A 12,204-nucleotide genomic window follows, 5' to 3' on the forward strand; every position below is an offset into this window, starting at 1 on the left:
GGCCGCGCCGCCAAGAACTGGCGAGAGGCAATGAACCAATTTGCCATCCTCTACGCAGACCGATTCACCAGGACCGGCTCGTAGCCTCGTAGAAGCGCCTCAAACACAGAATTCCTGACACTCCCTCGCGTGGTACCTCGACAGATACCGCGAGTTCTCCCGTGAGGAACTGGAGGCACTGCTGCAATTGCTGATGCAGCACGCCCCTGATCGAGAGATCAGCGTTTCCGTGTACCACGACATCGACACCGGCCACCGTCACCTCTGGTTCACTGTCTGGGGCTTCTCGGATGACGATTGGGATGACACTTCGGCGTTGATGCTGGCATTCGCAACGCACTGGGCCTCCATGCCCGGACTGAATCATCTTCTCTGGACGATCGATGTTTCCGCACAGCCGGGGTCGTTTGAAGCCAGGGAGCAAGCGGGGAGCAAGTAAATGATGCAGACACAAGTCTTTGACCCGCAAGAGCTTCTGGAACTTGCTGAGGACCTGTCCAGGCAACCGGGTGAAGCGCGTGAGCGCAGCGCCATCTCGCGAGCCTATTACGGTGCGTTCCTCATGGCTCGCGACGCCGCTGGCATCCAGGACGAGACGTCGGAGGCGCATTTCGCAACTTGGAGGCACTACGCTGATCGCGGCGAGACGCAGCTTGCCAAGGACCTGCGAAAGTTGCGGAAGGCGCGAAATCTCGCCGACTACAAGACCGACGTCCATGTCTTGCCTCACGTCTGCGACGAGGCGATGCAAGCTTCTCGCCGCATCAACTCGATGCTGAAGCGCATGCTCGGGCGCAGGGACTATCACGCTCGGCTGGCTCTCAGTTCGGTGAACGACTGACGCTCGCGGGTCAGTCCTGGCGCATCGATGTCGGCCCCGCTCAGACCTTCCCCGGCTCTGCCATCTTCCGATGCTGCTCCGCCAGCACTTCGGCCGGCGTGACGTTGGCCAGCACCGCTTGCAGCTTGTTCTTCCACCCAGCGACCACCGCGCTCTCGCCGTCTTCCATCGCCTCGTAGCCGGTCTTGGCGACTTCCTCGGGCGGCTGCTTCTTGTCGGTGCCGACCTTGGTGTCCATCAAGCCGGCGCGGTGGAAGAACTCGGTATCGGTCGGCCCCGGCATCAGCACCGTCACCGACACATTGGTGTCCTTCAGCTCGTTGCGCAGCGCGTAGGCAAAGGAATCGATGAAGGCCTTCGTGCCGTTGTAGACCGCCTGGAAGGTGCCCGGCATCAGTCCCGCGATGGAGCCGGTGATCAGGATCTTTCCCGCGTTGCGATCACGCATCCCCTTGCCGACGCGCTGGATCACGTCGAGCGTGCCCGTCACGTTGGTGTCGATGACGTGCCGCACCGCGTTGAAGTCCTGGTCGAGGAACGCATGTCCCAGGCCGTGGCCCGCGTTGGCGAGCAGCGCATCCACCGCCCGGCCGCCGATCGCCGCATGCAGCGATTCAACGCCCTGGGGCGTCGCCAGGTCCGCCTCGACAGTCTGCACTTGGGCCCCTTCGGCGCGGCACGCCGCCGCGCTCTCCTCCAAGGGCCGGTCGGCGGCGATCAGCAGGTCATAGCCATGCCGCGCGCATTCCAGCGCCAGCTCGCGGCCAATGCCCGACGACGCGCCCGTGATCACGGCCAGCGGCCGTCCCGAGATGTCATTCATGGCTCACTCCGTTCTGCCATGGGCGCCGCCTGCGTCAGCGGCGGCTCGAAGGGCGAGAGCACCACCTTGCGGCAGTCCTCTTCCTTCTTGTTGAAGATCTCGTAGCCGCGGGCCGCCTCGACCAGCGGCAAGCGGTGACTGATGATGACTTCCGGATTCAGCGTGCCGCGCGCGATGGCGCCGAGCAGCTCCGGCATGAAGCGCTGCGCGTGCGTCTGACCGCTCGCGAAGCTCAGCCCCTTCTCGAAGGCGTCCCCGAACAGGAAGCCATGGATGAAGCCGGCATACACGCCGGGCACGCTGACGGTGCCGCCGCGGCGCGTCGCCGCGATCGCCCAGCGCAGCGAGGTCCCGCTCGAGCCCTCCAGCTTCAGCGTCGACAGCACCGTCTCCACGGTGCTGCCCTTGGCCTCGAAGCCGACCGCGTCGATCGAGGCGTCCACGCCGCGGTGGTCGGTCTGCTCGATGATGACCTGCGCCGGATCGTCGATCTGGTCGAAGTCGATCGGCAGCACGCCGTAGGTCTCCTTCGCGAACGCGAGCCGGTAGGGATGGTGGTCGATCATGAAGATCCGTTCCGCACCCATCATCCGCGCGCAGGCCGCAGCCATCATGCCGACCGGCCCCGCGCCGAAGATCGCCAGCGACGAGCCCGGCGTGACCTGCGCATTCAGCGCCGCCTGGTAGCCCGTGGGCAGGATGTCCGACAGGAACAGCACCTGCTCGTCGCTCAGCGTGCTGTCCGGAATGACCAGCGGCCCGACATTGGCCTTGGGCACGCGCACGTACTGCGCCTGACCGCCCGGATATCCCCCGTAGAGGTGGCTGTAGCCGAACAGCCCCGCGCCGGAGCGCACGTCCTTCTTGTTGAGGATCGCGCCGCGGCCCGGGTTGGTCGTCTCGCAGGCCGCGAACAGCTTGCGACCGCAGAAGAAGCAATCGCCGCAGGAGATCGTGAACGGCACGACGACGCGGTCGCCGCGCTTGACGTTGACGACGCCGCGTCCCACCTCCTCCACCACGCCCATGAACTCGTGACCGAGGATGTCCCCGTCCTTCATGTCGGGGATCTTCCCGCGATAGATGTGGAGGTCGGAGCCGCAGATCGCCGTCGCGGTCACGCGCAGCAGGAGGTCGTCATCCGCGGCGAGCACGGGATCGGGCACGGTCTCGACGCGCACGTCGTGCGCGCCGTGGTAGGTCAGAGCAAGCATGGAGGGCCTTTCAAACGGGAGGACAGCAGCGTCTGGCGTTGATCAGGCAACGCCAACTCCCGCCCCCACCCGCCCGCGCCGGCATCCGCTGCCGACGCCTTGACGGCAAGGAATCGCGCTTCTGAGCCGCGGGGGCGAGGCGCCGCGCCGTCAGTGCTTCATCTGCTGCTCGGCCATCAGCTCGTCCTTGCGCTGTTGCAGCCGCTCGCCGAGTTCGGCCAGGTCCAGCCCCGCCTTCTTCGCCTTGGGGAACATCTCGTTCTGTTCCTCCTTGACGTGGTGCTTGACCCACTCGCCCATGACAGTGACCTTGGCGTCGTAGTCCTCGCCGTCGGGCGCGACACCTTCGACGGCGGCGATCAGGTCCTTGATGCTCTGGTGCTCGACCTTGGCTTCGGGCACCAGCTCCTTGTCCTTCAGCGCGGCCTGCACTTCGGGATAGAAGATCTCTTCCTCGATCTGCGCATGGACGGTCAGGGCGATGCAGATCTGCTCGACCAGCTGCTGCTTCTTCGCGGTCGAGCGCGCCTTCTCGAACTGTTCGAACAGGGCGCTGACCTCCTTGTGATCGGCACGCAGCAGGCTGATGGCGTCCGGGGTCTTGCTCTTGGCCGCGGTGCGGCGCGTCGTGGTTTTCCGGCTGGCGGTCCCGGTGGAGGAAGAAGGCATGAGAAGTCTCCTGGCGTTGATGGATGCTGGGAGGCGCGCCCTCGCGGCACGCCGGCACACAGGCTCTGGCAAGGCCGATGCCCACCTCAATCCCCCGTATCAGCGCAGGTACGCCCCTTGCTGGATGAGTCGCCTCAGCGCTTCTCCCCTCATTCAGGACCCTTCCATGAGCAGTCGTTTCGTCACCGAAGATCTGGCGCGCGCCGCGTTCGACGCGATCACGCCGGCCATCGCCGCGCAGCTCGCCTCGCCCGACATCAGCGGGCTCGGCGTGCTGCATCTGGTCGTGCTCGATCCCTCGGTGCCCTGCATCGATGCGGCCTCGCAGCCGAAGGTGCTGGCCGAGCACTCGATCGGCGACCGCGCCCGCTGGGACGTCGACTACGCCGACTACGCGCGCCGCAAGGCGCTGCTGTCCTGGCGTCACCGGATGGACAGCCGGCGCCTGCAGCTGCTGGAGCCGCACCGCCTGACCAGCGACGACAGCCTGCTGTGGGGCGGCATCTGGCTGGACGGGCTCGTCGTCGCGGCCAGTGGCGCGTTTCCGATCTGGGACGAGTGCTTCTCGATGATGGTCGCGGTGCAGCTGCGCGCCCGCGCCTGCGCCGCCGCCGAGCGCGCGCGCTGAACGCGCCCGGGAACGCGCGTCCCCGCATTCCGCTTCCTTCTCCCTTCTTTTCTCCCTGCTTCATCCACCCTGCCGGAGTTCCGACATGATCGACAGCCCTTCGACGAGCGCCACGGCCGCCTCGTCCGCCACGACTTCCACCCGCGCCGATTCCCAAGCCATTCCCCAAGCCATTCCCCAAGCCGAGCTCCAGGCCGCCGACGCGCCATCGCTCCATGGCCAGATCGCGCTCATCACCGGCGGCAGCCGCGGCCTGGGCGCCGCGATCGCGCAGGTGCTGGGCGAGTCCGGCATGCGCGTGCTGTTGGCCGACATCGACCTGGACCGCGCCAAGGACCGCGCGGCACTGCTCGGCGAGCGCGACATCGAGGCCGTCCCCCTCTCTCTGGACGTCTCCGACCCGCGCCAGTGCGAGGAGGTCATCGCCGCCGCGGTCCGTGACTTCGGCCGTCTCGACGTGCTGGTCAACAACGCCGCGGTCGACGTCACGGCGCCGCTGACCGAGCTCGCGGTCGAGGACTGGCAGCGCGTGCTCAACACCAACCTGTCAGGCCCGCTGCTGATGACGAAGTACGCCTCGGCACGGATGCTGACCCAGCCGCGCGGCGGCCACATCGTGAACATCGCGTCCACGGCGTCCAAGCGCGCCTGGCCCAACGCGAGCGCGTATCACGCCACCAAGTGGGGCCTGCTGGGCCTGTCGCACGCGCTGCACGCGGAGCTGCGCGCGCAGAACGTGCGCGTCTCGGCGATCGTGGCCGGCGGCATGAAGACGCCTTTCCTGCTCGACCGCTTCCCGGGCATCGACGAGACCAAGCTGCAGGACCCGATGAACGTGGCCCGCGCGGTGCGCTGGGTGCTGCAGCAGCCCGAGGGCACGGTGATTCCCGAACTCACCGTGCTGCCCACCCAAGAGACGTCCTGGCCGTGAGCACGCCCGTCGACCCCGTCAGCATGCTGCCGGTGCAGGACCTGGACCTGTCCGCGGCGCCCGGCGAGCGTCTGCCCGCCGGGCCCCTGCGACCCTGCCTGTTCATCGACAAGGACGGCACGCTGATCGAGAACGTGCCCTACAACGTCGACCCGGCAAAGCTGCGCTTCATGCCCGGCGCGGGCGAGGCGCTGGCGCGGCTGGCGCGGGCCGGCCTGGCGCTGGTGATCGTCACCAACCAGAGCGGCCTGGCGCGCGGCTACTTCACGCGCGCGCAGTTCGCGCAGCTGCAGGACGCGCTGCTCAAGCGGCTGCGCGACGAAGCCGGCGTCGTCATCGACGACGTGATGCTGTGCCCGCACGAACCCGATGCCCAGGGCCGTCCCGCCTGCCTGTGCCGCAAGCCGGCCCCCGGCATGCTGATCAGCGCCGCGCGCCGTCATGGTCTGGACCTGACGCGATCGTGGATGGTGGGCGACACGCTGGACGACGTCGAGGCGGGCCGCCGCGCCGGTGCGAGCGGCCTGCTGTTCGACAGCGGCGGCGAGACGGTGTGGCGCCGCTCGCCGCTGCGCGAGCCGCAGGCGGTGTTCACCGACTGGACCTCGCTCGCGGCGCATGTGCTGGCCGGGCTCGCGCTGCAGGACGCCGCCGGCAGCGCGCGCTCGGGAACGCCGGCTGCTCCGGCATCGGCATGACCCCTCGCCTCCTTCGCCCCGACACCCTGGCCCCGCCCCCTGGAGACCGTCATGCTCGATAAATGGGACAGCTCGCTGAAATGCCTGCCGCCCGAGCGGCTGCAGGAGATGGTGCCGCGCCTGGCGCGGCCGCTGGTCTTGACCAATGGCGTGTTCGACATCCTGCATGCCGGCCACATCCGCAGCCTGGAAGCAGCCAGTGCGCAGGGCAGCAGCCTGGTGGTCGCGCTGAACACCGATCGCTCGGCCCGCGGGCTGGGCAAGCGCGGCGACCGGCCCTATCACCCGCTCGAGGACCGCGCCCGCGTCGTGGCCGCGCTGGCCTGCGTCTCCTGGGTGACCTGGTTCGACGATCCGACGCCCGAGGCGCTGCTCAGCGCGCTGCGGCCGGACGTGTACGTCAAGGGCGGCGACTACCGCGTCGAGGATCTGCCCGAGACGCCGCTGGTGCGCAGCTGGGGCGGCCGCGTCTCGATCGGCCCCTATCTGCCGGGCCACTCCAGCACGCAGTTGATCGAGCACCTGAGGGCCGCCGCGCCATGAACAACGCCCTGCCGCCCGAACTGGCGCCGCCGCAGGTGCTCATCGTCGGCGACTGCATGCTGGACGTGTACCTCGAAGGCGCGGTGCATCGCATCTCGCCCGAGGCGCCCGTGCCCATCCTCCGGCTGCATCGGCAGTCGCAGCGGGCCGGCGGCGCGGCCAACGTGGCGCTCAACCTCGCGCGGCTGCGCTGCCCGTGCACCGTCAGCGGTCTGGTGGGCACCGACACCGCCGGCGCCTGCCTGGCGGCGCTGCTGGACCAGCCCGGCATCACGCAGCACTTCGTGCGCGGGCCCGACATCGACACGATCCAGAAGATCCGCATGGTCAGCCAGCGCCAGCAGCTGCTGCGCATGGATGTCGAGTCCGAGCCGCCGCAGCGCCGCATCGACGAGCTCACCGCGCTCGCCGGCGACCTCGCGGCCCGGCATCGGTGGATCCTCGTCTCCGACTACGCCAAGGGCGCGCTGCGGGAGGTGCGCACGCTGATCGAGCGCAGCCGCGGCCTGCCATGCCGCGTGCTGGTCGATCCCAAGCGCAAGGACCTTGAGGCCTACCGCGGCGCCTGGCTGATCAAGCCCAACCTGGCCGAGCTGCGCGAGGCGGTCGGCGACTGGCGCACCGAAGACGAGCTCTGCGAGCGCCTGGCCGCGCTGCAGCAGCGGCTGGACATCGACCACGTGCTGCTGACGCGCGGCGAGCAGGGCATGAGCCTGTACTCGCGCGGCGGCGGCTGTCTGCACATTCCCACCGAGGCCCGCGAGGTCTACGACGTCAGTGGCGCCGGCGACACTGTGCTGGCCGCGCTGACCTGCTTCCTGGCCCGCGGCGCGGCGCTGGAGGACGCGGTGCGCGCGGCCAACCGCGCGGCTGGGCTGGTCGTGGGCAAGTTCGGCACGGCCTCGGTCACGCTCGAAGAACTGGGAGTCCCCGCATGAGTGCCCTGCCCCTTTTCCCGCCCGCCGTGGAGGCGCCGTTCGAGGACGGCCTGCGCGAGCATCGCGCGCTGTTCGACCGGCTCGGCGCGATGGGTCCCGAGATCCTTCGCGCCGCCACCATCATGGCCGACACGCTGCGCGCCGGCCGCAAGCTGATGCTGCTGGGCAATGGCGGCTCGGCCGCCGACTGCCAGCACCTGGCGGCCGAGTTCACCGGCCGCTTCAAGCTGGAGCGCGCGCCGCTGGCGGCGGTGGCGCTGACAACGGACAGCTCGGCGCTGACCTGCATCGGCAACGATTACGGCTTCGAGCAGGTGTTCGCGCGGCAGGTGGCCGGCATCGGCGCGCCGGGGGACTGCGTGATCGGGATCTCGACCTCGGGGCGCTCGCCCAACGTGCTGCGCGCGCTGACGCAGGCGCGCCAGCTCGGCATGACGACGATCGGCCTGTCCGGCCGCGATGGCGGCGAGATGCACGCGCTGTGCGATGTCTGCCTCGTCGTGCCGCATGCGGACACGGCGCGCATCCAGGAAGCGCACATCTTCATCGGCCACACCTGGTGCGCGCAGGTGGAGCAGATGCTCATCGCGCAGCCGTGAGCGCCGGATCGACCGGGCGCGCGCCGTTCCGATCGTTCTGGATGGGCGGCTATGAGGGGGCCGACCACGTCAATGGACGAGGCGACGCGCTGGACATGGTGCGTGCGACGGGACATGACCGGTTCCTGGCGCTGGACTACCGCGAGGCGCGCCGCCACGGGCTGCGCTGCGTGCGGGAGAGCGTCGGCTGGCGCCTGAGCGAGCGCGGGCCGGCGCAGTGGGATTTCAGCCGTGCGGAGCGGATGGCGCGGACCGCGCGCCGTCATGGCGTGCAGGTGCTGTGGACGCTGATGCATTACGGCGTGCCGCCGGATCTGAGCTTGCTCGACGACGCATTGATCCCGCGCTTCGCGCGCTTCGCGGCGGAGGCGGCGCGCGCGCTCAAGCCGCTGTCGCCAGGGCCGCGCGTGTACACGCCGATCAATGAGATCAGCTTCCTCGCCTGGGCGGCGTCGTCGACGAACGCGATGGGACCGGCGGGCGCGCATCCCGATGACGCCGGGAAGGAAGATTCGCGCATCAGCGGCTACGAGATCAAGCGGCGCCTCGTGCGCGCGGCATTGGCCGGCATGGCGGCGATCCGCGATGTCGATCCCGAGGCGCGCTTTCTCCACATCGATCCGGTGATCCACGTCGTGCCGTCGGACGATGCGCCGGAGCACCAGGAACTCGCCTCGCGGATTGCGTCCTACCAGTGGCAGGCGTTCGACATGCTGGCGGGCATGCAGGAGCCGGAACTCGGGGGATCGATGGAAGCGCTCGACTGGGTCGGGCTCAACCACTATCACAGCAGCCAGTGGGAAGTGCCGAGTGAGAAGCGGCTGGCGTGGCACCTCGGGGATCCGAGGCGGGCCCCGTTGTCGGCGTTGCTCGGGCTGGTGTGGGAGCGCTATCGGCGGCCGTTGATCGTCGCGGAGACGGGGCACATCGGGCGCGGGCGCGCGGACTGGCTGAATGACATCGCCAGGGAAGCGCGGCGGGCGATCGAGCGGGGGATTCCGCTCGCCGGGGTGTGCCTGTATCCGATGCTGGACCGGCCGGATTGGCATGAGCCGCAGCGCTGGCATCGCAGCGGGCTCTGGCATGTGCCGCGCGATCCGCGCGGCCGACCAGCCGGGCGACGGCTGGTTCGGCCCTATGCGCGGGCGCTCGCGAGTTGGACACGGGGGTCCCGCCTGGGAGGCGTGGAGACGGAGCGGTAAGGCGTTCTTGACGGGACGACGGTCAGGCCACCGTCACGCTCCGCTCGCCCAGCACGCCGCGGAAGTGTTCGATGGTGCGGCGCAGGCCATCCTCGAGCGGCACCTCCGGCGCCCACTTCAACAGCGTCTTCGCCCGCGTGATATCGGGGCAGCGCCGCCGCGGATCATCCTGCGGCAGCGGCCGGAACACGATCCTCGACCGGCTCCCGGTCAAACCCAGGATCATCCGCGCCAGCTCCAGCATCGTGTGCTCCCCCGGATTCCCGATGTTGATCGGACCGAGGTGCTCCCCCTCCATCAACCGTATCAAGCCCTTCACCGTGTCGTCGACATAGCAGAAGCTGCGCGTCTGCGTCCCGTCCCCATAGACCGTCAGATCCTCGCCCTGCAGCGCCTGCACGATGAAGTTGCTCACCACGCGCCCGTCCCCGGGCCGCAGCCTCGGTCCATAGGTGTTGAAGATCCTCGCCACCCGCACATCGACGCCGCGCTCCTGGTGATACGCCATCAACATCGCTTCCGCGCAGCGTTTCCCCTCGTCGTAGCACGACCTTGCGCCATTCGGATTCACATGGCCCCAGTACTCCTCATGCTGTGGATGGCAGTCCGGGTCCCCATAGACCTCGCTCGTCGACGTATGCAGCAGGCGCGCCCCGCTCTGCTGCGCCAGCTCCAGCAGCCGCCACACCCCCAGCACGCTGCTGAGCACCGTGTCCACCGGCGCGGTCTGGTAATACGCCGGACTCGCCGGACATGCCAGGTTGTAGATGCGGTCCGCCTGCATCATCTCCGGCGTCGGTTCCAGGCACACGTCACGGCGATGGAAGGTGAATCCCTTGTGCCCCAGCAGCCGGTCGAGGTGGTCGATGTCGCCGGTGCTGAGGTTGTCGACGGCCATCACCCGATGGCCGCGCGCCAGCAGCGCCTCGCACAGATGGCTGCCGACGAAGCCGGCCGCGCCGGTGACCAGCACCGTGCGCGGCGCCTCATGGAGAGCGTCTTGAGCTTGGTTCATGTCGTGACCTCGTGAAGGACCTGCATCCAGTCGGCGACGAAGCGGTCGATGTTGAAGCGCTCGCGCGCCAGTTGCCGGCCGCGCTCGCCCCATTCGCGCGCCAGCCCGGGATCGCGCAGCAGCCGCCCCATCGTGTCGGCGAGCGCCTCCGGCCGGTTGTCGATGTAGCCGTTCTCGCCGCTGCGGATCACCGTCGCCAGCTCCGTCGTGGCCAGGCCGACGACGGGCTGCCCGATCAGCATCGCCTCGATCAGCGCGAGCCCCAGGCTCGTGTACCGGACCGGGTGCAGGAAGAACCGGTGCGAGGCCATGTGCTTGGGCAGCTCCAGCTGCGACGCCTCGCCCCAGCCGCCCGGCATCGTCTCGCTGCCCATGCCCACCAGCGTCAGCGGCACGCGCTCGATGAGCTGCTGATAGAGATCGGCCCCGAGCCGCCGCCCGCGCCGCTGCAGATGGTTGACGACGACCAGCCCGCGCTCCACGTCGCCGCGATAGACGTCCTGCGTCAGCGGCCGCACGCCATGCTCGACCACGCGTGTCGGCGTCACGCCGGCGTTCCACATCAGCGCGTTGAAATGGGTGCAATGCACCAGCAGCGCGCCGGGATCCTGCACCCAGTGCAGCGTCTCGGTCGGATGCTGCTGCGGCGGGTCGTGCTCGAGATAGATCGTCGGCAACTGGCGCTGCGCCTCGGACAGCCAGCGCGGACGATCCTCGTCCCAGCCGGCGCGATGCTGGTACAGCACGACGTCGAACGGCAGTTTCGCGATCTGATCGATCGGCGCCTCATGCACGTTGTCGCCCCACGGCAGCGTGCCCACGCGCCCCACCCGGCCCGGCGTGCGCGCCGGATCCGTCACCAGGTGGAAGTCATGCGGTACCTGCGTGAGGTTGTAGAGGTAGTTGCCGTGGACGTGCCAGGTCAGGATGCGCAATCGGCGGGGCATGGGCGCCCTCCTTCGGAATCGATGAGGAATCGGATGAGGACCCGCCGCCATCCGGCGCGGCGAGCGGCTGGCGGAGCACCTCCTGCAGCGCCTGCAGCACGTCGAAGACCGACAGCGCATGCGCGCAGGCATGGCCGTTCGGGCATTCCGGATAGGCGCAGGGCCGGCACGGCGCGGGCTTGGCCAGCACGCGGTGGCGAGCGCGGTCCGGCGGCGCCCAGCGCATCGGCTCGCTGCCGCAGGACAGCACCACGCTGGGCACGCGCAGCGCCGCCGCGATGTGCGACACGCCGGTGTCGTTGCACACGAGCACCCGCGCCCCGCGCAGCAGCGCGCCCAAGGTCCAGAGCGTGGTCTCGCCCGCCAGATCGACGCAGGGCACGTCGAGCGCGGCCAGCATCCCGGCCAGTTCGGCGGTCAAGGCGCGCTCGCCCGCGGTGCCTGTCAGCACGACCGTGTGGCCACCGTCATGCAACGCCTGCGCCACCGCCGCGAAGCGGCGCAGCGGCCATCGCCGCGAGGCGAGCTGTGCGCCCACGTGCAAGCAGGCATAGGCGCCCACGCCGGCGCGGCCGGGCCAGGCGCGCAGCAACTCGTCGTCATCGGCCTCACGCAGGGGGAACTCCAGATGCTCGTCCTCGACCGGCAGGCTCAGATGCCGGCACAGCGACAGCAGCCGCTGCGTCTCGTGCCCCAGCAGCGGCCACGGCGCGAAGCGCTCCGCATCCGCCGGCGGCGCCCAAGCCGCCGTGCCGCGGAAGCCCGCGTTCCAGCGCGCGCCGAGCAGCGCCACGAACGGATTGGTCGACTCGCCGCTGCCGTGCAGCTGGATCGCGAGATCCCACTCGCTGGCATGCATGGCCGACAGGAAGGCCGGCAGCTCCCGCACATCGACGCCGCGCTCGGGCAGCCCTGGCCAGCCGGGAAATGGCCGCCATTCGTCGACGCAGTCCAGGCGCGACAGGTACTCGCGCGCCACCGGCAACCCCATCAGCGCGATGTGGGCCTGCGGCCAGGCACGCCGGATCGCTCGCAGCGCCGGCACCGCGCAGATCGTGTCGCCCAGCATCAGCGCGCGCAGCACCACGATGCGGCGGACCGCGCCGTCGATGAAGGCCGGCGGCGGCGATGACGGGGACGAGGCATTCATGGCGGA

At 69.4% G+C, this 12,204-nt stretch carries 15 protein-coding genes; 9 read left to right on the forward strand and 6 right to left on the reverse strand.

Going from position 1 to position 12,204, the window contains the following annotated elements:
• The first annotated feature begins 193 nt into the window (after nt 1-193).
• Both ABDW61_RS18400 and ABDW61_RS18405 read left to right on the forward strand, forming a co-directional pair.
• Entirely contained in the window at nt 194-439 is a 246-nt protein-coding gene (locus ABDW61_RS18400) for a hypothetical protein (protein WP_343640720.1), read from the forward strand.
• Entirely contained in the window at nt 440-841 is a 402-nt protein-coding gene (locus ABDW61_RS18405; RefSeq protein ID WP_343640722.1) for a hypothetical protein, read from the forward strand. It begins immediately after the preceding gene.
• A 40-nt stretch (nt 842-881) separates the two neighbouring features.
• Here ABDW61_RS18405 and ABDW61_RS18410 read toward each other — a convergent pair whose 3' ends face one another.
• From ABDW61_RS18410 to ABDW61_RS18420, 3 genes are all read right to left on the reverse strand, one after another.
• Nucleotides 882-1,664, reverse strand: a complete 783-nt coding sequence (locus ABDW61_RS18410) for an SDR family NAD(P)-dependent oxidoreductase (RefSeq protein WP_343640724.1) — start codon at nt 1,662-1,664, stop codon at nt 882-884.
• The gene (locus ABDW61_RS18415; RefSeq protein WP_343640725.1) at nt 1,661-2,878 is read right to left on the reverse strand and encodes a zinc-dependent alcohol dehydrogenase; all 1,218 of its coding nucleotides are present in this window, start codon (nt 2,876-2,878) and stop codon (nt 1,661-1,663) included. The genes ABDW61_RS18410 and ABDW61_RS18415 overlap by 4 nt, the downstream gene beginning before the upstream one ends.
• Before the next feature lie 150 nt (nt 2,879-3,028).
• Complete coding sequence (locus ABDW61_RS18420; protein ID WP_343640727.1) at nt 3,029-3,547, reverse strand: hemerythrin domain-containing protein; 519 nt, start codon at nt 3,545-3,547, stop codon at nt 3,029-3,031.
• A 166-nt stretch (nt 3,548-3,713) separates the two neighbouring features.
• Here ABDW61_RS18420 and ABDW61_RS18425 point away from each other — a divergent pair, with 166 nt between their 5' ends.
• The 7 genes from ABDW61_RS18425 to ABDW61_RS18455 all read left to right on the forward strand — a co-directional run bounded on the left by ABDW61_RS18425 (nt 3,714) and on the right by ABDW61_RS18455 (nt 9,086).
• Complete coding sequence (locus ABDW61_RS18425) at nt 3,714-4,175, forward strand: hypothetical protein (protein WP_343640729.1); 462 nt, start codon at nt 3,714-3,716, stop codon at nt 4,173-4,175.
• An 85-nt stretch (nt 4,176-4,260) separates the two neighbouring features.
• Nucleotides 4,261-5,106, forward strand: coding sequence for an SDR family oxidoreductase (locus ABDW61_RS18430; protein ID WP_343640731.1), 846 nt, complete (start codon nt 4,261-4,263; stop codon nt 5,104-5,106).
• Complete coding sequence (locus ABDW61_RS18435; protein ID WP_343640733.1) at nt 5,103-5,804, forward strand: HAD family hydrolase; 702 nt, start codon at nt 5,103-5,105, stop codon at nt 5,802-5,804. The genes ABDW61_RS18430 and ABDW61_RS18435 overlap by 4 nt, the downstream gene beginning before the upstream one ends.
• A 51-nt stretch (nt 5,805-5,855) precedes the next feature.
• Entirely contained in the window at nt 5,856-6,347 is a 492-nt protein-coding gene (locus ABDW61_RS18440; protein ID WP_343640735.1) for an adenylyltransferase/cytidyltransferase family protein, read from the forward strand.
• Nucleotides 6,344-7,285: a D-glycero-beta-D-manno-heptose-7-phosphate kinase gene (gene rfaE1 / locus ABDW61_RS18445; protein ID WP_343640737.1), complete on the forward strand. Its 942-nt coding sequence runs from the start codon at nt 6,344-6,346 to the stop codon at nt 7,283-7,285. The genes ABDW61_RS18440 and rfaE1 overlap by 4 nt, the downstream gene beginning before the upstream one ends.
• The gene (locus tag ABDW61_RS18450) at nt 7,282-7,884 is read left to right on the forward strand and encodes a D-sedoheptulose 7-phosphate isomerase (RefSeq protein WP_343640738.1); all 603 of its coding nucleotides are present in this window, start codon (nt 7,282-7,284) and stop codon (nt 7,882-7,884) included. The genes rfaE1 and ABDW61_RS18450 overlap by 4 nt, the downstream gene beginning before the upstream one ends.
• A complete protein-coding gene (locus ABDW61_RS18455; protein ID WP_343640739.1) occupies nt 7,881-9,086 on the forward strand; it encodes a hypothetical protein in 1,206 nt (401 codons plus the stop codon). Before ABDW61_RS18450 ends, ABDW61_RS18455 begins: the two co-directional genes overlap by 4 nt.
• Before the next feature lie 22 nt (nt 9,087-9,108).
• Here the strand turns inward: ABDW61_RS18455 and ABDW61_RS18460 are convergent, their stop codons facing one another.
• Genes ABDW61_RS18460 through ABDW61_RS18470 form a run of 3 tightly spaced genes read right to left on the reverse strand, consistent with a single transcriptional unit; the run spans nt 9,109 to nt 12,198 of the window.
• The gene (locus ABDW61_RS18460; protein ID WP_343640741.1) at nt 9,109-10,101 is read right to left on the reverse strand and encodes a UDP-glucuronic acid decarboxylase family protein; all 993 of its coding nucleotides are present in this window, start codon (nt 10,099-10,101) and stop codon (nt 9,109-9,111) included.
• Nucleotides 10,098-11,048 carry a glycosyltransferase family 4 protein gene (locus ABDW61_RS18465; protein ID WP_343640743.1) on the reverse strand — a complete coding sequence of 317 codons (951 nt, stop codon included), beginning with the start codon at nt 11,046-11,048 and terminating at the stop codon, nt 10,098-10,100. Before ABDW61_RS18465 ends, ABDW61_RS18460 begins: the two co-directional genes overlap by 4 nt.
• A complete protein-coding gene (locus ABDW61_RS18470; RefSeq protein ID WP_343640745.1) occupies nt 10,972-12,198 on the reverse strand; it encodes a glycosyltransferase family 9 protein in 1,227 nt (408 codons plus the stop codon). The genes ABDW61_RS18465 and ABDW61_RS18470 overlap by 77 nt, the downstream gene beginning before the upstream one ends.
• Nucleotides 12,199-12,204 lie beyond the last annotated feature (6 nt).

Source organism: Roseateles sp. (assembly GCF_039595595.1).
Lineage (GTDB): Bacteria > Pseudomonadota > Gammaproteobacteria > Burkholderiales > Burkholderiaceae_C > Roseateles.